Annotated in this window: 19 protein-coding genes; 5 read left to right on the top strand and 14 right to left on the bottom strand. The window is 58.5% G+C overall.

The features are described from left to right. Positions 1-117 precede the first annotated feature (117 nt). From JF535_RS10395 to gyrA, 14 genes are all read right to left on the bottom strand, one after another. Complete coding sequence (locus JF535_RS10395) at positions 118-2,112, bottom strand: polysaccharide biosynthesis protein (protein ID WP_207001848.1); 1,995 nt, start codon at positions 2,110-2,112, stop codon at positions 118-120. Between the two features lie 80 nt (positions 2,113-2,192). Beyond that, complete coding sequence (locus JF535_RS10390) at positions 2,193-3,086, bottom strand: MraY family glycosyltransferase (RefSeq protein WP_207001846.1); 894 nt, start codon at positions 3,084-3,086, stop codon at positions 2,193-2,195. Further along, positions 3,087-4,028 (bottom strand): NAD-dependent epimerase/dehydratase family protein, encoded by a 942-nt coding sequence (locus JF535_RS10385; protein WP_207001845.1) that lies wholly within the window; start codon positions 4,026-4,028, stop codon positions 3,087-3,089. It abuts the gene before it with no gap. 90 nt (positions 4,029-4,118) lie between these two features. Beyond that, entirely contained in the window at positions 4,119-4,415 is a 297-nt protein-coding gene (locus JF535_RS10380) for a ComEA family DNA-binding protein (protein ID WP_207001844.1), read from the bottom strand. A gap of 161 nt (positions 4,416-4,576) precedes the next feature. Then, entirely contained in the window at positions 4,577-5,293 is a 717-nt protein-coding gene (pyrF, locus tag JF535_RS10375) for an orotidine-5'-phosphate decarboxylase (protein ID WP_207001843.1), read from the bottom strand. A gap of 53 nt (positions 5,294-5,346) precedes the next feature. After that, the gene (lapB, locus tag JF535_RS10370) at positions 5,347-6,537 is read right to left on the bottom strand and encodes a lipopolysaccharide assembly protein LapB (protein ID WP_207001842.1); all 1,191 of its coding nucleotides are present in this window, start codon (positions 6,535-6,537) and stop codon (positions 5,347-5,349) included. 1 nt (position 6,538) lies between these two features. Then, on the bottom strand, positions 6,539-6,847 hold the full coding sequence (locus JF535_RS10365) for a lipopolysaccharide assembly protein LapA domain-containing protein (RefSeq protein WP_227718230.1): 309 nt from the start codon (positions 6,845-6,847) through the stop codon (positions 6,539-6,541). A 102-nt stretch (positions 6,848-6,949) separates the two neighbouring features. Beyond that, entirely contained in the window at positions 6,950-7,258 is a 309-nt protein-coding gene (gene ihfB / locus JF535_RS10360) for an integration host factor subunit beta (protein WP_207001841.1), read from the bottom strand. 140 nt (positions 7,259-7,398) lie between these two features. Further along, the gene (rpsA, locus tag JF535_RS10355; protein WP_066965049.1) at positions 7,399-9,078 is read right to left on the bottom strand and encodes a 30S ribosomal protein S1; all 1,680 of its coding nucleotides are present in this window, start codon (positions 9,076-9,078) and stop codon (positions 7,399-7,401) included. A gap of 181 nt (positions 9,079-9,259) precedes the next feature. After that, on the bottom strand, positions 9,260-9,934 hold the full coding sequence (cmk, locus tag JF535_RS10350) for a (d)CMP kinase (RefSeq protein ID WP_207001840.1): 675 nt from the start codon (positions 9,932-9,934) through the stop codon (positions 9,260-9,262). 73 nt (positions 9,935-10,007) lie between these two features. Further along, positions 10,008-12,281 (bottom strand): bifunctional prephenate dehydrogenase/3-phosphoshikimate 1-carboxyvinyltransferase, encoded by a 2,274-nt coding sequence (locus tag JF535_RS10345; RefSeq protein WP_207001838.1) that lies wholly within the window; start codon positions 12,279-12,281, stop codon positions 10,008-10,010. Then, positions 12,282-13,385: a prephenate dehydratase gene (gene pheA, locus JF535_RS10340; RefSeq protein WP_207001837.1), complete on the bottom strand. Its 1,104-nt coding sequence runs from the start codon at positions 13,383-13,385 to the stop codon at positions 12,282-12,284. A gap of 44 nt (positions 13,386-13,429) precedes the next feature. Further along, a complete protein-coding gene (serC, locus tag JF535_RS10335) occupies positions 13,430-14,509 on the bottom strand; it encodes a 3-phosphoserine/phosphohydroxythreonine transaminase (protein ID WP_207001835.1) in 1,080 nt (359 codons plus the stop codon). A 218-nt stretch (positions 14,510-14,727) separates the two neighbouring features. Continuing rightward, a complete protein-coding gene (gyrA, locus tag JF535_RS10330; RefSeq protein ID WP_066965063.1) occupies positions 14,728-17,310 on the bottom strand; it encodes a DNA gyrase subunit A in 2,583 nt (860 codons plus the stop codon). Between the two features lie 245 nt (positions 17,311-17,555). Between gyrA and JF535_RS10325 the strand changes: the two genes are divergently transcribed. The 5 genes from JF535_RS10325 to murQ all read left to right on the top strand — a co-directional run bounded on the left by JF535_RS10325 (position 17,556) and on the right by murQ (position 22,484). After that, entirely contained in the window at positions 17,556-18,923 is a 1,368-nt protein-coding gene (locus tag JF535_RS10325) for a TRZ/ATZ family hydrolase (protein WP_207001833.1), read from the top strand. 193 nt (positions 18,924-19,116) lie between these two features. Beyond that, positions 19,117-19,821 carry a bifunctional 2-polyprenyl-6-hydroxyphenol methylase/3-demethylubiquinol 3-O-methyltransferase UbiG gene (gene ubiG, locus JF535_RS10320; RefSeq protein ID WP_066968001.1) on the top strand — a complete coding sequence of 235 codons (705 nt, stop codon included), beginning with the start codon at positions 19,117-19,119 and terminating at the stop codon, positions 19,819-19,821. 18 nt (positions 19,822-19,839) lie between these two features. Continuing rightward, positions 19,840-20,508 carry an HAD family hydrolase gene (locus tag JF535_RS10315; protein ID WP_066965068.1) on the top strand — a complete coding sequence of 223 codons (669 nt, stop codon included), beginning with the start codon at positions 19,840-19,842 and terminating at the stop codon, positions 20,506-20,508. Positions 20,509-20,578: 70 nt separating this feature from the next. Further along, positions 20,579-21,334 (top strand): YciK family oxidoreductase, encoded by a 756-nt coding sequence (locus JF535_RS10310; protein ID WP_066965071.1) that lies wholly within the window; start codon positions 20,579-20,581, stop codon positions 21,332-21,334. Between the two features lie 226 nt (positions 21,335-21,560). Continuing rightward, on the top strand, positions 21,561-22,484 hold the full coding sequence (murQ, locus tag JF535_RS10305) for an N-acetylmuramic acid 6-phosphate etherase (protein ID WP_207001831.1): 924 nt from the start codon (positions 21,561-21,563) through the stop codon (positions 22,482-22,484). Positions 22,485-22,576 lie beyond the last annotated feature (92 nt).

The raw sequence follows: 22,576 nt of genomic DNA, 5'->3' as shown, positions 1-22,576 counted from the left end.
TGAAAAGGTCGCGGGGTTTTCTTTTGCCTGACAGACAAAGAAAAGGCCCCGCGGAATCCGCCGGGCCTGATCGCTGCAAACCTAATCACTGAACTCTGTGAACTCAGGCCGGGAACCTCACACCTCGGGCAATTTTCCTTTCAATCGCTGCTCCATCCCACTCCTGTCAGGCAGCGGCAACGCCTTCACTTCAGCACCACCAGCCGACAACATACCCGCATCACGTCCTTCCATTGACTGGGCCCACACGGTATCCACCAGCGACTGCTTGGGCGCGTAATCTTTCACCGCCTCGATCAGCAGCCGATGCACACTTTGCGCATCCTGCAGGGTACAAGCCTTGCGCAACTCTCCAATCAACCGCTGCAGCTGCTCGCCGGGCAAGCGCTCCTCCTCGGCGCGCATAATGGAGGGATGATCGGTGCCAGCGACCTTATCCCCCAACAACAGCTCTTCGTACAATTTTTCACCGGGGCGAAGCCCGGTAATCTGGATTTCAATATCGCCATCCGGGTTTGCTTCGTCGCGTACCGTGTGCCCCATGATCTGAACCAGGCGACGCGCGATATCCAGGATACGCACGGGCTCACCCATATCCAGAACAAACACTTCACCCTTGCGTCCCATACTCCCCGCCTGCAGGACCAGCTGGGCCGCTTCGGGAATAGTCATGAAAAAGCGGGTCACCTTGGGATGCGTGACGGTCACCGGACCACCCGCGTTGATCTGATCGGTAAACAGTGGAATCACCGAGCCTGAGGAGCCCAGCACATTGCCAAAGCGCACCATGCACACCCGCGTCCGCCCGAACCGGCGACCGAAATCCTGACAGATCAACTCCGCCAGCCGTTTAGTGGCCCCCATGACGTTGGTGGGGCGCACGGCCTTGTCGGTCGAAACCAGTACGAACTGCTCGACACCGCAGGCCTCCGCCGCCTCGAGCACTGACAACGTGCCAAGCACGTTGTTCTCAGCCCCCTCCACAACATTCTGCTCCACCAGCGGAACATGCTTGTAGGCCGCCGCGTGGTATATGGTTTGCACCTTGAAAGCGCTAATGATTTCGGCGACCCGGGTGCGGTTGCGCACATCCCCCAGCAATGCCGTCACCTCGACACCAAGATTTTCGTCCTGTTGCTGCTGACACAACTCCCGCTCAATCTGATACAGGGCAAATTCGGACGCCTCCAGCATGACCAGCTTTGCGGGCCCCCACTGAACAATTTGCCGGCACAGCTCAGAACCAATGGAGCCACCCGCCCCGGTAACCAACACGACCTTGTCTGTGATCGAGGCGGAAACCAGCGTTTTCTGTGGCTCCACGGGAGCCCGTCCGAGGATGTTTTCATAAATCTGGGAGACATCCGACACGCGGCCGGCACCATCAACCAGCTCCTCCATGCCCGGAACCACTTTTACCACCACACCGCGCTCACGCAGGCTGCGAGTGATCTCCCGCCGACGACGCTTGGGAACACCGGGCATGGCCAGCAGCACTTCAGCAATATCCCGCTCGGCAATGACCTCAAGGATTTTCACCGGGCTGTACACCAGAACACCGTCGATCAAGGTGTTTTGCTTGGAAGCATTGTCATCGAAGAAAGCCACGGTTTTGTATGTTTCACCGTGTATCAGGCCCTTATAGAGCTGCAACCCCGCAGTGCCGGCACCGTAAATGGCCACCCGGGTTTTATGGATTTCTAGGGCCATCTGGTAATAGACACGCACCAACCAGCGGGAACCTCCCACAGTGATCAATGCGAAACACCAGTAAATGACAGGGACCGAGCGCGGTACGCCAGCGTAGGTTAGGTAGGAGGCAACAGCCAGCACCACCGCTGATGCCGTCACCCCCTGCAGAACAGCCACCAGGGCCTGCTGCCCCATATAACGGATAACGGTGCGGTAGAGCCCCAGGCGCAGAAAAATAAAGCTGCTGGAGACCAGCGTGAGCCCGAGGCAGAGTGCCATTTCGGGCTCGGCGATTAATGCCGCACCATCAAAGCGAATGGTCATCGCCAGCAGGAATGCCGTGGTCAGCATTAGCAGGTCGTAACACACCATCAGCACTGGCTTGTAGTTTTTTTGTGCGGCCTTGTAAAAGCGCTTCACCCTTCCCCCGATACGATCCGCTTCCGAATCCTTTTGATTTATTTACTACCCCAGTAAATTCTGCCCATCCAGTGAGGCCTTCACAGCAACCCGGATATTACCAGAAATACCGTCAGCAATGACGTGCCCAGCATCACGACCAACTCGATAAACAGCGACGTCTTTACACCGTATTTCAAAGCCATTTTCTGATAAACGTGCTGGCGATGCGCCTCCCACCAGCGCTCCCCTCTCACCACCCGCAGTATCAGCGTGGCCGTTGCATCCAGCCAGAATGGACAAAAAATCAACAGTGGTGCCACCCAGTGGAACGCCCCCTGCTGCCAGCCGCTGAGACCAATGGCAAAAGCCGATAGCCCAAGAATGGTCGATCCTGCATCCCCAAGGAAAATTCGCGCCTGCGGCCAATTGTAGTACAAAAAAGCAGCACTACAGGAAGCCAGCAGCCAACAGACACCCGCCAGCTCAAAGGCGCCATTCCAGAAACTGATCAACCCCAGTGCGGCAAAACCAATCGCCGTCATGCTTCCTGCGAAGCCGTCCATCCCGTCCATAAAGTTGTACAGGTTGATCGTCCAGATGCCCCCGATTATCAGAGGAATCCACAGCAAAAAATGCGCCAACTCAGGGGACAGGCCATACAACACCAGCATGACGGATAGACTATGGACAGCAAACCGGCTTCGGGCATTCAGGGGGCGGAGATCGTCGAACAGAGAGATCGAAAACAGCGCAATAAACGCCAAACCGATCGGCGGCGAAATGGATAGCGGCCCAACCAACAACCCGACGGCCACACCGGCAATCACGGCCCAACCACCAGTGCGCGGCACCGGGGCTTCATGCAGGGAGCGATGGTTAGGCGTATCCAGCGCCAACTGGCCGAGGCGCGTCAGCAACAACCACAAAACGGATGTGGTGACGGCAAATCCCACAATTATTGGTACCAACCAGCTCCCGAGGAGTCCGCTCATCTAACCCTCCCCCAGGAATTGATCGTATCGCTGTAGCGGCTGCCAGTTGAGCCGCCTTTTCAGGCGCTGCGCACTATAAATCTCGCTCCGCTGCAGATCAAGAACACCCGTCCTAAAACCGCAAATTGACAGAGCCTTAAATGGGAACAGAAGCAGATCCGCAAACAGCTGGCTACTTATTACCCGCCGCCCGCTGGCGGCTGCACCAATCAGCGCCAGGTTGTAATACCCTGGCTCGGCGATGACAAAGATTTCACCGCGACACTCCGATCGGCCCACCGCCCAGATCGCTGCGAGCAGATCTTCCAACGCCACGACACTGCGGTAGCCAGTCGCCGGAACAATTGGCAACAGCGAGCACCAGGCGCGAACCCGGGACCTCATCGAGATCGCACGCTTGGGCGGCAAAGTACCAGTAGTGGGTGAATCAGCGGAAGCGCCACTGCAATCTCCATAAACGGCCGCGGGGCGCAACACGTTGACACGGGTTTTGCCGGCATGGGCGAGCAGCAACCGTTCTGCATGCCACTTGCTGGCCCCATATGGATCCGTTGCCGGCACACCGCCCTCTTCCGTAATTACCTCTCCCTCGGGGGCCTTTACTGCCTTGATGCTGGACAGGTACAAAAACTGCTCCACTCCTGCAGCCTCCGCCAGTTTCAGTAACGCTTCCGGCAAGGCGCAATTCAGGCGGTGCGCGAGTTCGGGCCTGCGATAGCAATCGCGCGGCGACGCCAAACCCGCCGCATACACCACAATGTCGCCGGACTCAAACAGACCGGTGAACGAAGCTGCATCAAAGGCGGTGTTTTGGTGGTGATCACAGTGGGACGGGCCAGACGCGCGACGGGAAACGGACAGCACAGATGCTCCGGCCTTTACCAGATATCGGCACAACGCCGAGCCTATATAGCCCGAACTTCCAATTATCACCCAGCGCATCTTGCGATTCTTGACCTCTCAATTCTCAGGCACGTATTGCGCGCGCCCCATCAAAAAAAGACAACGCCGAAGCGCTGCCTTTTCAAATACCTACAGCTGAATACGATCCTTGTTCTTTTCCAGCGTGGCCACTCCGATACCCTTGACCTCAAGTAGCTGGTCTACGCTGGAAAACTCACCGATAGACTCTCGGTACTTCACGATCAGCTCCGCCTTTGCGGGACCGACACCCTCCAGCGAGGCAGACAACTCCTCCGCGCTCGCCGTATTCAGGTTTACCTGAACCTGCTCCTGCGTGACCACGTCGTCTGCGCTGGCCAACTGAGCATTAGCCAGTAACAGAAAAACGGCAAACAGTGCAGTGAGCGGGAATCGAAAAAAATTCATGGCAAAATCCTTTTATTGGTTAACAGGTAGTCTTCACTCCGTGGGACCACAAACCTCCCCATGCGCGTGCGACTTTACCAGTTATTTCCCTGAATTTAAGCGATCTGCCGTTACACGCCATTACACACACATACAGCCAGTCACAAACTGGCACGCACGTATTATGCAGACGGCTTTTCAATATCGCGCACAATAGCCTTCAGTGCAGAGGCCGGATCTTCCGCTGCAGTAATGGGGCGGCCAATCACCAGGTAATCGGACCCATTACGCAATGCATCTACCGGAGTGACAATTCTGCGCTGGTCGCCAGCGTCCGCGCCGGCCGGTCGGATGCCCGGTGTTACCAGCTTGAACTCAGAACCACATGCTGCTTTTAGCGCTTCCGCTTCCTGCGCCGAACATACTACGCCGTCCAGCCCACTGACTTTCGCCAGTTCGGCCAGCGCCACCACCTGCTCCTTCAGTGGCCTGTTCACACCCACGGGGGCCAACTCATCCTCCGCGGTGCTGGTCAGTACGGTCACCCCAATCAGTAGTGGACGGTTTACGCCGAGAGGGGCCAGCGCATCTGCGGCAGCGCGCATCATCCGCTCCCCGCCACTGGCATGCACATTGACCATCCACACACCGAGGTTGGCTGCCGCACGCACCGCAGCGGCGACCGTATTGGGGATGTCGTGGAATTTCAGATCCAGGAACACCTGAAAACCGGATTGCACCAAGCTGCGCACCAGATCCGGCCCTGCAATGGTAAACAGTTCCTTGCCCACTTTGACACGACACACCGCTGGATCCAGCTGCGCAGCCATTGCCAGGGCTGCCTCAGCCGTATCGTAATCCAGCGCCACGATTACCGGGGAAGATACAGAGTCAGTCAATGAACACCTCAAAATTGAACAAGATAAGAAACGGTAGCGTACACAAGCGGCAATTACTCGCCTTCGATCCCCTTAACGGAACGCACGCTGTCCCACCGCTTGCAGCTGGGACAAAGCCAGTGCATCTGATTACCGGAAAATCCGCAGCTATTACAACGGTAGTGGGGACGACTGGCGATCAACTGATCAATCAGATTCTTAAGGAGAAACAGATTTTCCCGGGCACGCCCCTGGGTACTATCAACATGCAGGTCCAGAAAATGCCCGAGCCCGCGCAAGGATGGCCGAATCGCCAGTTGTTTGCCGATAAAGGCCGCAGCATCGGCTTCGCTTTGCTGCTGGTGAATGCGCTCGGTCAGCGCAATGAGAACACTGTTTGAAGGGTGTTCCCTGAGCAGGCGCTCAAGGTAGGCCACCAGACCATTCTCGTCACCCAGCGCCTCGTAACAGGTAATCAATAATTCAAGAATTTCCGGAATATAATCCGGGCTCTGACGCGGAATACGCTCCAGAACCTTGATCGCCTCCTTGCAGTGGCCAAGCAAGTACTCCAGACGGCCGAGCAGCAGGTTGGCACGCACCGAATAGCGCTCGTAACCCAACGCCGCATCAATATGCTTGCGCGCGCTGAGGTAATCTTTGCCATTGATGGCTTCTTCTGCCAGTTCGCAGCAAAAATGCGCCTGTACCGGCGCCCACTCTTCTGGGAGACGTTTAAAGCGGCGCCCATGCAACAGATTGACCGCGTGAATCGCCTTGGCCCACTCCCGCTCATCCCGATAGACCTCTACCAGGTATTCGAGACTGGTACTGCGTAATTCGGAGGACGTTTCGACCAGCTCCTGCAGTAAACGCTCGGCACGATCCAGCCAGCCGGCCGCAATATAGTCCCGGGCCAGTTCCAGCTGTGCCTTTTGCTGACTGATACGATTCAGGCTCGGACGCGCAAGCAGGTTTTGATGCACCCGGATGGCCTGATCGTGCTCGCCGCGCTTGCGCAGCAGGTTGCCAAGGGCCAGGTGGGTCTCGAAGGTAGCGCTGCTGACCTCCAACGCATCGATAAATTTTTCGATGGCGTCGTTGTGGCGCTCACTGAGAAGGTAATTGAGGCCCTGCGCATAGGATTGCGCGAGCGCCTGGTGCTGGTTATTTTTAGCACCTTTTTTTTTGCCACTCTTACGACCGAGGTACCAGCCGATGCCGATGGCGGCAAAAATGAAAATGAAAAACGTCAGGTCGCTCAACTCATTCTCCGGCAACCTGGCGGCGCACCGTGTGGAGTTCGCGTTCGGTCCGCAACAGCTGACGTTCCAGCCCCTTTACCCGTCGCCGCTCGGTCCAGTAAGGCAGCAGACTGGCCAGAAACCCCAGCAAGGCACCGATGAGCAGGAAGCCGATCAGCCAGAAGCCGACACTACCCGGAAACAAATCATACCCGGCGAAGCGCGGCGTAATACTTTCGGGGTTATCGACCGCAAAGTACACACCCAGGGCGATGCAAACCAATGCCAGCACCCCAAACAACAATCGCGATATCCAGCGCAGAAATGACAAGTAAACCTCCGGCTCCGGAAGGAGTGAAAAATCGTTAAGTCCGTTACAGTGTTAGCCCACTGCCATCAGCTCAGCACAAACAACCCGATATTCAGCCGACACTTATGCGTCTTCATACGCGTCGCGGTACATTTGCTGATTTACTCTGTCCCTGAGTTCTTTCCCCGGTTTGAAGTGAGGCACATATTTGCCCGCCAGCTCAACGGAATCACCGGTTTTAGGGTTGCGGCCGGTTCTCGGCGCGCGGTAGTGCAGGGAAAAACTGCCAAAACCCCGGATTTCGATCCGCTCTCCTTCCGCCAGCACACCTGACATGGTGTCCAGCATGACTTTTACCGCCAGCTCCACATCCTTTACCGGCAGCTGATCCAACCTCAGAGCAATCTTCTCGATCAGTTCAGACTTGGTCATGCGGTCCGCAATCCTTTCTAAGTCATTGATTATTCTCGAATAGCGGCAATCATCTAATAGAAAGCCGGACTGGGCAACCCCAGTCCGGCTTTCGCATAGCCTCAACTCATTGAATTGAGGCCATTAATAACAAGAACTTATCAGTCCTTGTTATTCATTTGCGCCTTGATCAGGTCACCGATAGTCGCCGGCTGAACCTGTTCAGCCTGCTTCTTGCTGTGATCCTTGATGGCCTGCTTCTCGTCGTCCTGATCCTTGGCTTTGATGGAGAGGCTGATCACGCGGTTCTTGCGATCCACGCTGGTGATCTTGGTCTCAATCTCTTCGCCTTCTTTCAGGGCATTGCGAGCATCTTCAACCTTGTCGCGGCTGATTTCGGAAGCGCGCAGTACGCCTTCCACTTCGTCCGCCAGGGTGATGATGGCTTGCTTGGCATCAACTTCTTTGATGGTGCCCATTACGATGCTGCCGCGATCGTTGTTGGCCACGTAGTCAGAGAAGGGATCGGATTCCAGCTGCTTGATACCCAGGGAGATACGCTCACGGTCGGAGTCGATACCCAGGATAACGGTTTCCAGCTCGTCACCTTTCTTGAACTTGCGCACGGCGTCTTCGCCAGCTTCGTTCCAGGAGATGTCGGACAGGTGAACCAGACCGTCGATGCTGCCGTCCAGACCGATGAAGATACCGAAGTCAGTGATGGACTTGATCTTACCGGAGATCTTGTCGCCTTTAGCGAATTTACGCGCGAAGGCATCCCAAGGGTTTTCCTGGCACTGCTTGATACCCAGGGAGATACGACGACGCTCTTCGTCGATATCCAGAATCATTACTTCGACCTCGTCGCCAACATTGACAACTTTGGACGGATGAATGTTCTTGTTGGTCCAATCCATTTCGGAAACGTGTACCAGACCTTCCACACCTTCTTCCAGCTCGGCGAAGCAGCCGTAGTCGGTCAGGTTGGTGATCACAGCCTTCACGCGGCTGTTTTCCGGGTAACGCTGCTTGATGGAGACCCAAGGATCTTCGCCCAGCTGCTTCAGGCCCAGGGATACACGGCTGCGCTCGCGGTCGAACTTCAGTACTTTTACTTCGATTTCGTCGCCAACGTTCACGATCTCGCTCGGGTGCTTGATGCGCTTCCAAGCCATGTCGGTGATGTGCAGCAGGCCGTCGATACCGCCCAGGTCTACGAACGCGCCGTAGTCGGTCAGGTTCTTCACGATACCTTTGATCGCCATGCCTTCTTGCAGGCTGGCCAGCAGGGCTTCACGCTCTTCGCTGTTGGCTGCTTCCATCACCGCGCGGCGGGAAACAACAACGTTGTTGCGCTTGGCGTCCAGCTTGATCACTTTGAAGTCGAGCTCTTTGCCTTCCAGGTGCGCAGTGTCGCGAACCGGACGAACGTCTACCAGAGAACCCGGCAGGAATGCGCGGATGTTGGCAACGTCAACAGTAAAGCCACCTTTAACCTTGCCGCTGATAACACCTTTAACCACTTCGTCTGCAGCGTGTGCAGCGTCGAGGATTTTCCAGGCTTCAGCGCGCTTGGCTTTTTCACGGGACAGACGGGTTTCACCGAAACCGTCTTCTACCGCTTCCAGGGCAACCTGTACTTCGTCGCCCACCTGCAGTTCCACTTCACCCTTGTCGTTCTTGAACTGGTCCGCAGGGATAACGCCTTCAGACTTCAGGCCCGCGTGTACGGTTACCCAGTCTTTATCAACGTCGATGACAACACCGGTGACGATGGCGCCCGGTGCCATTTCGACGCTTTTCAGGCTCTCTTCAAATAGTTCAGCAAAGCTCTCGCTCATTACATTACCTATATAAATGGATCCTACCGATAGCAACTTTAGAGTCTAGTTAGCCGCCAGTAGAGATCCCACCGCGCTGCCAGTACGCGGGTCGGATTACAACAACGGCCGGGCGATTCTGGCTGATCCCGGCCGTTGTTGTTAAAAATCTGATTACTGGAAAAATTGCTTCCAGTCTGGCTCAACTGATGCGTTTTTGTACCAGTTCGAGCACTTTTTGCAGAACACCATCGATATCGATGTTCGTACTGTCCAGCACCACGGCGTCTTCGGCCGGGGCCAGCGGGGAGGCTGCGCGGTTCATATCCCGGTCGTCCCGGGCGCGGATGTCCTCCAGCAGGTCGCGGAGGCTAACAGAAACCCCCCTCCCCTGCAACTGATCGAAGCGGCGGCGGGCGCGCTCTTCCGCGCTGGCCGTGAGGAAGATCTTGACCGGCGCGTCAGGGAACACCGTTGTGCCCATGTCGCGCCCGTCGGCCACCAGCCCGGGGGCGGCGCGGAAGTCCCGCTGACGCTGCAAAAGTGCCTCACGCACTGCAGGCACAGCCGCCACCTTTGAGGCCGCCATACTCACCCGCTCCATGCGGATATCCCGGCTGACGTCCTGCCCTTCCAGCATCGCAGCCACTTCACCACCAGCAATCGCAAAGCGGATATCCAGATTGCTGGCAATCTCTGCCAGTCTGGCTTCATCTTCCAGGCTCACCGCCGCATTGAGCGCCGCCAGCGCTGTCAGCCGGTAAAGCGCCCCGGAATCGAGCAGGGCATAGCCCAGCCGGTCCGCCAGCAACTTGGCGATGGTGCCCTTGCCGGAACCACTTGGCCCATCGATGGTAACTACCGGGGGCTTGTTCATTGCTTGAATCATTACTAATTGGTACTGCTTGCGTTCGTTGTGTTTGGGTAGCCTGTATAGGATGGTAGCGCGCTCAGCGCACCACCAGTTTCATTCCCGCACCGGTCGCCAGTTCGGCAAAGTTCGGGAACGACGTCGCTACATTGGCACAGTGAAGGATCTGAATGTCAGCGCTGGCGCGCAGGGCTGCCACCGCAAAGGACATGGCGATACGATGATCACCAAGACTGTCCACAACGCCGCCACCAAAGACGGCGCCGTCACTGTTACCGCCCTTGCCTTGAATGACGATACCGTCCGCAGTCGGCTCTGCATCGACCCCCAGAATCTGCAGGCCGTCGGCCATGGCCTGGATGCGATCGCTTTCCTTTACCCGTAGCTCTTCAGCGCCGGTCAGGACCGTTTTACCTTCCGCACAGGAGGCGGCAACGAAGATTGCCGGGAACTCATCAATGGCCAGGGGCACCTGATCTTCCGGGATATTGATCCCCTTCAGCGGTGCGTAACGCACGCGAATGTCCGCCACTGGCTCACCACCCACCTCGCGCCGGTTCTCCAGGGTAATGTCTGCCCCCATCGCGCGCAGGATATTGATGGCGCCATCGCGCGTCGGGTTGATTCCCACGTGCTGCAACAGGACATCGGAACCCGGAGCAATGGAAGCCGCCACCATAAAGAACGTGGCCGAGGAAATATCGGCTGGCACGTCAATCTGGCAGGCCGTCAGCTTGCCGCCACCTTTCAGGCTCGCGCGCGGCCCGTCCCGCAATACCTCGTAGCCAAAGCCGGACAGCATACGCTCGGTGTGATCGCGCGTGGGGGCAGGCTCTGTCGTGCTGGTTTCACCATCGGCATAAAGGCCGGCCAGCAATACGCAGGATTTCACCTGGGCACTGGCCATTGGCAGCGCGTAATCAATGGCCTTCAGTGAATTGCCGCCTTTGATCTTGAGCGGTGGACGGCCTTCTTCACCGGTTTCCACCACTGCACCCATCTCCCGCAACGGGTTGGCAACGCGATTCATCGGACGTTTGGACAGGGATTCATCCCCGGTGAGTACCGTATCGAATTGCTGACCGGCGAGCAGGCCCGCCAACAGACGCATGGAGGTACCGGAATTGCCAACGTAGAGCGGGCCAGGTGGTGCCTGCAGGCCGTGCAGGCCGACACCGTGGATCGTGACCCGACCATTCACCGGCCCTTCAATCACCACCCCCATATCGCGAAAGGATTGCAGGGTCGCCAGCGCGTCCTCACCTTCCAGAAACCCTTCCACTTCGGTGACACCCTCTGCCAGTGAGCCCAGCATGATTGAGCGGTGCGACATGGATTTATCACCGGGCACCCGCAGGTCGCCGTTTACCGAGCCACCCGGCTGGGCGACAAAAGTTACTTCCTTTGCTTGCATAGTTTCCGTATACGCTTTTTTGGCCAGCATTGTAGTGAAGTGATCCCGCGCTGCCTTGGCACGGGTAAAGACTCCCATCAGGTGCTCACTGTCGCCGCTGGCAATGGCATTGCGCAGTGAATCCAGGTTGGAAGTGTAGAGGTCGATGGACTTCAGGATCGCATCGCGATTGGCGAGCATGATGTCTCGCCACATGACGGGGTCACTGGAGGCGATTCGGGTAAAGTCGCGGAAGCCGCCAGCGGCATAGCGAAAGATATTCTCGTTTTCCGCATCGTGCGCCAGGGTATCCACGAGGCCGTAGGCAATCACGTGAGGCAGATGGCTGGTCGCCGCGAGCACTTCGTCGTGCTCGGCCACGGGCATGCTCAGCACTTCCGCACCCACGGCCTCCCACATTCCCTGGATGCGTCGGGTATGTGCGAGGCCAGTGTTTTCATCCGGTGTCAGGATAATACGGTGTGCGATATACAGGTCATCCCTGGCCGCAGTCACACCACTCTGCTCGGACCCGGCAATCGGGTGGCCGGGCACCAGAAACTCGGGAACTTGCCCCCAGACATTTCTTGCCGCAGCGATCACGCTACCTTTGACGCTGGCGCCATCGGTCAAGGTGACACCCGCTGGCAGACGATCCTTGAGCTGCGAAAATATCGACTCTACGGCGAGGGTCGGGACAGCGACGAAGACGACATCCCCCACCTCCAGCTCCCCGACAATTTCACCAATATCCGTTACCGCCCGATCGACAACGCCCAGCGCGACCGCCTGATTACAGGTTTGCGCGCGGCGTGCCACACCGATCACCTCACGGCAGCCACTGGCGGCCTTGAGACCAAGCGCGAGACTCCCGCCGATCAAGCCAATACCGACAATCACCAAACGCCCTATCAGGGGTTCCGAGGCCTCCTGCCCGCTGCCTGTCCCTGCCTGCACCATTTACAAAACTCCGCGCGGGTAGGATCCCAGCACTTTCATATCCGATGCACAGGCGCCGACGTCCTGCAGCGCGGCGGCAACATTTTCGCTGTCGCGATGGCCGACAAAATCGATGAAGAAAACGTACGTCCAGTTGCCAGTCTGGGCAGGGCGTGTCTCAACCCGGGTCAGGTCGATTTTGTGAGTCTGGAACGGCACCAACAAGTCGTGCAACGCACCGGGCTCATTACGCATGGAAACCATCAGGGAGGTCTTGTCGTCACCACTGGCGGGAACCGCTTGCGAGCCGATAATCAGGAAGCGCGTGGAATTATCCGGCCGGTCTTCAATTTTTTCATTGAGGACTTTCAGACCGTACAACTCCGCGGCCATATCGCCGGCGATGGCCGCCGCGTTCCACTCTCCCTTCACGCGCTTGGCCGCTTCCGCATTGCTGGCGACCGCCACACGCTCCACATTCGGGTAATAGGAATCCAGCCACTTGCGGCATTGCGCCAGGCTCTGGGCGTGGGAATAAATACGCGTAATAGAATCTTCGCGAGTGATGTCGGAAATCATCAGGTGCTGGTGAATCCGCAATTCCACCTCCCCGCAGATCTGCAGGTTGGAGGTCATGAAATTATCCAGGGTGTGATTGACCACGCCCTCGGTGGAGTTCTCCACCGGCACCACGCCATAATTGACCGCACCAGCCTCCACTTCACGGAACACCTCATCGATCGCCGCCAGCGGCTTGGAAACCGCTGAGTGACCGAAGTGCTTGAGGGCAGCCTGCTGTGTAAAGGTACCTTCAGGCCCCAGATAAGCCACTTTCACCGGCTCTTCCAGTGCGAGGCAGGCGGACATGATCTCGCGAAACAGCCGCGCCATTTCTTCATTGGTCAGCGGCCCCGGATTGCGCTCCATTGCGCGACGGAGCACCTGTGCCTCACGCTCGGGGCGGTAATACTGTGCCTGCTCCCCGTTACTTTTTTTGACTTCCGCCACTTCCAGTGCACAGTTAGCACGCTCGGAAATCAGCCGTGCAATATCGCTATCGAGATTATCGATACGATCGCGCAGCGCCAGCAGGCGTTCATCCTGCTTCGGTTTTTCTTCAGACATAACTCTCGCCTAAATTCGTAACTCAGCCCCCAATCGCTGAGGGGTTATCCATTGCGACGCTCAAAATCCGCCATAAAGGCGACCAGCGCTTCCACGGCCTCGAGCGGAACCGCGTTGTAGAGAGAAGCGCGCATCCCACCCACGGAACGGTGCCCTTTGAGTGCCAGCAGCCCCGCTTCTTCCGATTCTTTCAGGAACCGCTTGTCCAAGCTGTCATCCGCCAACACAAACGGAACATTCATGCGCGAGCGGCTGTCCACCGCCACGGGGCTCGAATAGAAATCACTGCGATCGAGAAAATCGTACAGCAGCCGGGACTTTTGCAGGCTCAGTGCCGCCATCGCTTCGACCCCACCCTGGGCCTTCAGCCATTTGAACACCAGGCCAGACAGGTACCAGGCGAAAGTGGGCGGTGTGTTATCCATCGACTGGCCGTCGGCAGCCACCTTCCAGCTCAGGCTGCGCGGAATATTCGGCAGCGCCTGATCCAGCAGGTCGTCACGCACGATGCCCACCGCAATACCGGACGGACCAATGTTTTTCTGGGCCCCCGCATAAATAAAGCCAAATTTATCGACCGGGATGGGTTGCGACAGGATGGTCGAAGACATATCCGCAACCAGCGGGCTACGCACTTCCGGAATGTAGGGAAACTCCACTCCGCCGATGGTTTCATTCGGCGTGTAGTGAAAATATGCCGCATCCGGGCTCTCTTGCCAGGCATCCGCCGCCGGGGCATAGGAGAAGTTCCGGTCTTCGGAGGAAGCAACAATATTCACCGTGCCGTAACGGCGCGCTTCCTTGATGGCTTTTTCTGCCCACTGACCGGTGTGGATATAGTCCGCGCTTTTGCGCTCGCCACCCAAAAGGTTCCAGGGAATGGCACTGAACTGACCGGTGGCACCACCCTGCAGGAACAGCACCCTGTAATTGTCGGGAATGCGCAGCAGGTCCCTGAGGTCCTGCTCCGCCTCTTCCGCCACCGTGGTGAACTCGGGCGAGCGGTGGCTTACCTCCATCACCGAGCAACCCACACCCTGCCAGTCCAGCAACTCTTCCTGCGCCTGGCGCAGTACCGGTTCGGGTAGCGCCGCCGGTCCCGCACAGAAATTAAACTTTCTCATTGATTCACTTCCACAGAGAAAACAACTTTCGATTCAATACCACGGTTTTTAGGTAGCCGGATGAAATCTTTGGCACAATCCAGAAAGGCGAGATACACGAACCTCGTTTCTCCTCCTCTCGATTACAGATCTTTCGCCAACCGCTCACCAGACCGCCGCAAAGTCAAAAAAGGCCGCGATAATTCGCAGCCTTTTTTGAGCTAAAGAGCGTTCAGACGTTACTCCTCGACAGCGCCATCTGCGGTCGCTTCACCGTCTTCACCCTCGGGATCCTCGGTTTCCTGAATGCGCGCCAGCCCTACCAGCTTCTCGTTCTCCTTCAAGCGGATCACGCGAACCCCCTGGGTGTTGCGCCCGAGCACAGAGACCTCATCAACCCGCGTCCGCACCAGGGTTCCCTGATCAGAAATCAGCATGATTTCCTCCCCGGGATGCACCTGACAGGCCCCGACCAGCGAACCATTGCGCTCGCTTTCGGCAATGGCAATCACGCCCTGGGTACCACGGCCCTTGGTGGGGAAATCTGCGGTGTCGGTACGTTTGCCGTACCCCTTTTCGGTGACCATCATCACCGAGCCACCCTCTTCCGGGATAACCATGGCGATCACGTACACATCATCGGCCATGCGAATACCGCGCACACCGCGCGACACACGCCCCATGGAGCGCACATTCTCTTCCGCAAAGCGGGCCGCCTTGCCGGCGCTGGTCAACAGCAGCACATCGCGGCTGCCGTCGGTAATCGCGGTTGCCACCAGGCGATCCCCTTCTTCCAGCTCGATCGCACGCAAGCCAACGCTGCGCGGACGGGAGAACGCTGTGAGCGGGGTTTTCTTCACCGTACCGTTGGCGGTAGCGAAGAAAATAAAGTGGTCTTCATCGTACTCGGACACCGGCATCAGGCTGCTGATGCGCTCATCCTCTTCCAACGGCAACATATTCACCATTGGGCGACCACGGGAAGCGCGACCGGCAGTCGGCACTTCATACACCTTCAGCCAGTACACCTTGCCCTTGTTGGAGAAGCAAAGAATGGTGTCGTGCGAGTTGGCAATCAGTAGGTGCTCGACGAAGTCTTCGTCTTTTACCTGGGTGGCCGATTTGCCCATGCCGCCACGGCGCTGGGCCTGGTAGTCGGCCAGCGGCTGGCTCTTGGCGTAACCACCGTGGGAGATGGTAACTACCTTGTCTTCCGGGGTGATCAGGTCTTCGACGGAAAGGTCCTGACGGGAAGCCACGATATCGGTGCGACGCTCATCGCCGTACTCTTTTTCCAGTACTTCCAGCTCTTCGCGGATCACCTGCATCAGGCGTTCCGGGCTGCCGAGAATTTCCAGGTACTCAGCGATCTGCTCCAGGCGCTCACTGTATTCCGCCAGCAGCTTATCGTGCTCCATGCCGGTAAGACGGTGCAGGCGCAGCTCGAGGATCGCCTGGGCCTGGGCCGGAGACAGGTAGTAGGCGCCGTCGCGCAGCCCGAATTCTTTCGGCAGGTCGTCCGGACGACAAGCATCGGCACCCGCACGCTCCAGGAACTGCTCCACCTCACCCACGGGCCAGCCCTTGGCCAGCAGCGCTTCACGGGCCTCGGCGGGGGTCGCAGACGCCTTGATCAGCTCGATCACCGGGTCGATGTTGGAGATGGCAATCGCCAGGCCTTCCAGAATATGCCCACGCTCGCGCGCTTTGCGCAGCAGGAACACGGTGCGGCGGGTCACCACTTCCTGACGGTGACGAATGAAGTATTCCAGCAGCTGCTTCAGGTTCAACAGCTTGGGCTGGCCATCCACCAGCGCCACCATGTTGATGCCGAACACGCTCTCCAGCTGAGTCTGGGCGTAGAGGTTGTTCAGAACCACATCACCCAGCTCACCGCGCTTCAACTCGATTACCACGCGCAAGCCGTCTTTATCGGACTCGTCGCGCAGCTCGGAAATACCTTCGATTTTCTTCTCTTTTACCAGCTCGGCAATGCGCTCGATCAGTCGCGCCTTGTTCAGCTGGTAAGGAATTTCATGGATAACGATGGTTTCGCGATTGGTTTTGTCATCGCGCAGCACTTCTGCCTTGGCCCGGATATAGATCCGCCCGCGACCGGTACGGTAGGCCATGAGAATACCAGCGCGACCATTGATGATCGCCCCGGTGGGGAAATCCGGGCCGGGGATGTATTCCATCAGCTCGTCAATCGACAGCTCGCTGTTATCGATCAGCGCCAGGCAGCCGCGCACCACTTCCGTCATATTGTGCGGCGGGATATTGGTGGCCATGCCCACGGCAATACCAGAGGAGCCGTTGACCAGCAGGTTCGGTACCCGCGATGGCAGCACTTCCGGCATCTGCTCGGAGCCATCGTAGTTGTCGACGAAGTTGACCGTTTCTTTATCCAAATCCGACAGCAGCTCGTGCGCGAGCTTGTCCATACGGATTTCGGTGTAACGCATGGCGGCGGCGCTATCGCCGTCGATGGAACCGAAGTTACCCTGACCGTCCACCAGCATATAGCGCAGGGAGAACGGCTGGGCCATACGCACGATGGTGTCGTATACCGCACTGTCACCGTGCGGGTGGTACTTACCGATCACATCACCCACCACACGGGCAGACTTTTTGTAGGGCTTGTTCCAGTCGTTCTTGAGTTCGTTCATGGCGAAAAGCACACGACGGTGTACCGGCTTGAGTCCGTCGCGCACATCCGGCAACGCACGGCCCACAATCACGCTCATCGCATAGTCGAGATAGGACTGCTTCAGCTCTTCTTCGATATTGATCGGAGAAATTTCTTTGGCTATTTCGCCCATATTTCAGGCATTCCTTATCGTTAACGCCGCCAGCAAGGGCTGGCCCCTCTTCACCCCTGGTGACACGCCCACTAACGAGCGCTGTAGCCAAAGGCCGGGAAACAGGTAGGGCTCACTGGTCACAGCCCCAAACAAGCGGGCGATTCTACCACAACTGGCGCCGCGTAGGACGACTTGTGCGGACTTGTTCACGGCGCCATGCGCCGCTAAAGTCTGCGGCTTTGCTTCGGAACAAAAAACACACAATGGACACCCCCAATTCCAGCGACACCGCTCAAAAATCGAACAAAAAACAATCCGTAGACACCCTGATTCACGCACGCTGGATAATCCCGGTGGTGCCGGAAAAGCGCGTGTATGAACACTGCTCACTGGCCATTAACGATGGCACCATCACCGCCATCCTCCCCAGCACCGAGGCCCGCCTGCGCTTCGCGGCGAGAGAAGAGCACCAACTGGGTGATCAACTGCTGATCCCCGGCCTGATTAACACCCACAACCACGCCGCCATGACCCTGTTGCGCGGTTATGCCGATGACAAACCCCTGATGACCTGGCTGGAGAAGCACATCTGGCCGATGGAGCAGCAATGGGTCAGCCCCGAGTTTGTCGCCGATGGTACCCGCCTGGCGATGGCGGAAATGCTGCGCAGCGGCACCACCACGTTTTCTGACCAGTACTTCTTCCCCGAGGCCACCGCCGCAGTCGCCCGCGACACCGGTATGCGTGCCCAGATCGCCTTCCCGGTGATCGATTTCCCGAACAACTGGTCCAGAAACGGCGACGACGCCCTGGAAAAAGGCCTGGCAATACGCGACGACTACCGCTCCCACAGCCGCATCGGCCTCGCTTTTGCGCCCCACGCCCCCTACACCGTGGGCGACGAGACCCTCCGGAAAATCGCCATCTACGCCGACGAACTGGGGATGTCGGTGCAAATGCACCTGCACGAGACGGCCGGCGAAGTCGACAAAGCAATCGCCGAAACCGGCGTGCGCCCCATACAGCGGCTGCACAACCTCGGACTGCTATCGCCACAATTCCTCTGTGTCCACATGACCGCTCTGGACGACAGCGATATCGCCCTGCTGCAAACCACCGGCGCACATGTCAGTCACTGTCCACGCTCCAACCTCAAGCTTGCTTCCGGTTTCAGCCCGGTGGCAAAACTGCTGGACGCGGGCGTCAACGTGTCCATCGGCACCGATGGTGCCGCCAGCAACAATGGCCAGGACATGCTGGCAGAGACCAATACCGCCGCCCTGCTGGCCAAGGCCGTCGCTGGCCAGGCGGACGCCCTGCCCGCTCACCAGGCCCTGGCCATGGCCACGATAAACGGCGCCCGCGCTCTCGGGCTGGATGACGTTACCGGCAGCCTCGAAGTGGGCAAGGCAGCAGACCTCTGCGCCATCGACCTCAGCGCGCTCGAGCAGCAACCACTGCACGACCCGCTGTCGCAGCTGATTTACACCACCAATGGCCACCACGTGCGCAATGTGTGGGTCGCTGGCAAGCAGCTTTTGAAGGACCGGAAACTCGCGACCCTTAACGAAGAAGAACTGAAGCAACGAGCTGCGAGCTGGCGTGATAGAATCGCCGGTCGCACGAGCTAGGCTGATAACGAAGTTAGACACCAAGAATTGAAGCTGGCGCTCCCGGTAACCGTTTCCGGGACCGTCTGCGGCCAGGACGGCCGCAGCCGAGCCCCCATGGATGGGTTCACGGCGTGTCCCGGAAACGGTTACCGGGAGCGACGGCGCCAGTGCAGGTGGGCAAAACGGACCCCACAACCATGACAAGGCCCAAATGACCAACGTAGATCCGGCGGAAATCGCCAAATTTGAACAACTGGCCAGCCGCTGGTGGGACCAGCAGGGTGAATTCAAACCCCTGCACGAGATCAACCCCCTACGCGCCAACTATATTGACCAGCGCGCCCCCGTAGCCGGCAAAACCCTGCTGGACGTGGGCTGCGGCGGCGGTATTCTGGCGGAAGCCATGGCGCAACGCGGTGCCCACGTGACCGGCATCGACCTGGGTGAAGCGCCGTTGAATGTCGCCAAGCTGCATGCGCTGGAAAGCGGCGTGCAGATCGACTACCTGCGCGTTCCGGTCGAGGAGCTGGCGGAAAAACAACCCGCCAGCTTCGACATCATCACCTGCCTGGAGATGCTCGAACACGTACCCGACCCGGCCTCTGTCATCCGCGCCTGCGCCAAACTGGTCAAACCCGGTGGCCACGTGTTCTTCTCCACCATCAACCGCACGCCCAAAGGCTGGCTGTTTGCCGTGGTTGGGGCCGAATACGTGCTGCGCCTGCTGCCCAAGGGCACCCACGAATACGGAAAATTCATTCGCCCGTCGGAGCTTGGCGGCTGGGTGCGCCAGGCCGACCTGCGCACCCGCGACATCACCGGTATGACCTACAATCCCCTCACCAAGCAGTACAAACTCAACCCGAGGGACGTCGACGTCAATTACCTGATGCACACCACTCGACCTGCAGAATAACGCCAGAAGTTCCTATTGATGAAAGCTGTACTCTTCGACCTCGACGGCACTCTGTTCGACACCGCCCCGGACTTCGTGGTGGTGCTCAATCAGCTGCGCCAGCAAGAAAAACTGACCCCCCTGGCCGATGCCACCATTCGCGAGGTGGTCTCCAATGGCGCTCGCGCCATGGTCCGCCTCGGCTTTGGCGTCGACGAAGGCGAGGCCGGGTTCGACGAATTGCGTCAGCGCCTGCTCGATCTGTACCTGATGCACCTGGCCAAACACACCGTGCCCTTCCCCGGGATCGAGACGCTTTTGAATCAACTGGCGGAGCACAGCATTGCCTGGGGTGTGGTCACCAACAAGCCATCGGCCTACACCATTCCACTGTTGCAGGCGTTTGCGCACCTGCCGACACCCGGCGCCGTCATCTGCCCCGATGATGTCACCCATCGCAAACCCGACCCCGAGCCCATTTTGCTCGCCTGCAGCCGCATCGGTTGCGCCCCCGGCGAAGCCGTATACGTGGGTGATCATGAGCGCGATATCATGGCCGGGCGCGCGGCCGGCATGCCCACCATCGCCTGTAGCTATGGCTACATCGACAGTGATGACGACCCGGCCAACTGGAATGCCGACCACCTCATTCATGACGCCAGCGAAATCTGGCCGCTGCTGCAGCAGCAATACCTGAAAAATACGTAGGCAGCTCCCGGCTGATCCACACCCGCAACCACACCCGCAACCACGACCACTGAAACGAGCTCGACTACTGATGTCTGAAACCATCACCGACTACGCCGCACCGGCGGACCTACTCAACGATAAAATCATTCTCGTCACCGGCGCCGGCGACGGTATTGGCCGGGTCGCCGCCAAAACCTACGCAGCCCACGGTGCCACGGTCATCTTGCTGGGGCGCACCGTACCCAAACTGGAAGCGGTCTACGACGAAATTGAATCCGCCGGCGGTGCCAAGCCAGCAATCCTGCCGGTAGACCTGACCAGCGTGAAATGGGAAGAGCTGGAATACCTGGCGCAAGGGGTCGATCAGGAATTCGGTCGCCTCGACGGCCTGCTGCACAATGCAGGTGTGCTGGGCCAGCGCACTCCCATTGCAAATTACCATTACGCCACCTGGCAGCAGGTAATGCAGATCAACGTCAACGCCGCCTTCGGCCTGACCAAGGCGATGATGCCACTGCTGGAGCAATCCAAGGCAGCATCGGTGATTTTTACCGGCTCCGGCGTGGGCCTCAAAGGGCGCGCCTACTGGGGCGCCTACTCGGTCTCCAAGTTTGCCACCGAAGGCATGATGCAGGTACTCGCCGACGAGGTAGAAGGCGTTTCCAATATCCGCGCCAACAGCATCAATCCGGGCGCCACACGCACCAATATGCGCGCGGCCGCCTACCCGGCGGAAGACCCGCAGACCGTCGCTGCGCCAGAAGACATCATGCCCACCTACCTGTACCTGATGGGCGACGACAGCATCGGTGTGAACGGCAAGCAGTTCAACGCGCAGGGCTGAGCGCGCACTCCGTCGCGGCCCCGCTCTACCCCACCTCCCCCTGACCGCCGCCTGCCCCTGACCGCCGCCTGCCCCCGCTGGGGAGCCAGGTGGTGGTATACCGCCCCCCTGATTACACTTTCCGAGGCCGGCTATGCGTCACGCTGTATCAAGCTACGCTGCGCCACACTGCCGCGCCCTGGACATCACAGCGGCTTTCACAGCACGACCGACTGGCGAGGGGGATATGAAAACGTCACTCACCAACGAACTCGGTGCCCTGGCCAGCGAATCCCGCAATCCGGATACGCAGGATATCGACCTGCTCCCCACCCTTGGCATACTGGAAAAGATCAACGACGCGGACAGCGGGGTACCCGCGGTGGTGCGTCAGGTTCTGCCTGAGATCGCCCGCGCCGTGGATGCCGTTGTCGCCGCGTTCAAATCCGGCGGGCGCCTGATCTACATGGGCGCCGGTACCAGCGGCCGTATCGGCTTGCTGGACGCCGTGGAATGCCCGCCCACCTACGGCGTGCCCGAAGGCATGGTGATTCCACTGATCGCCGGTGGCGAAGCCGCTGTGCACCGAGCACAGGAAGGCGCGGAAGATGATCCGCAGCTGGGGGAAGCAGACTTGCGGGAAATTGCATTACAGCCCCATGACGTGGTCGTCGGCATCGCCGCCAGCGGCCGCACGCCTTACGTCACCGGCGGCCTGCGCTACGCCCGCAGCCTGGGCTGTACAACGGTGGCGCTGGCCTGCAATAAATCGGCGACCATCGCAGAAGACGCGGATATTGCGATACTCCCCGAGGTCGGCCCCGAGGTACTCACTGGCTCAACGCGCATGAAGGCGGGCACCGCACAAAAGCTGGTGCTGAATATGATCACTACCGCCAGCATGATTCGCACCGGCAAAAGCTTTTACAACCTGATGGTCGATGTAAAAGCAACAAACCAGAAGCTGGTCGATCGAACCCGCCGGATAGTGATGGAGGCAACCGGGGTGAACTACGAAGAGGCCGACCAGGTCCTGGCGCGTTGCGATCACAATGCCAAACTTGCCATCATGATGATCCTGAGTGGGCTGGAACAAGCCGAGGCAGAAGCGGAGCTGGACAAGGCCGACGGTTTTCTACGGCGTGCCCTGCAGAACTTGGGCCGGGGATAACGCGGATAAAAAAGCGGATAAGGCGGCAAAAAAATACCCGGGTTCTCCGGGTATTTTTTGACGCGTTACAGATGGTCTGGGCCACGCGCTGA

Origin of the sequence: Microbulbifer salipaludis (genome assembly GCF_017303155.1) — a bacterium.
Classification (GTDB): domain Bacteria; phylum Pseudomonadota; class Gammaproteobacteria; order Pseudomonadales; family Cellvibrionaceae; genus Microbulbifer; species Microbulbifer salipaludis.
Note: the sequence above shows the minus strand (reverse complement) of the source record. Positions and strands in the feature narration are given on the sequence as shown.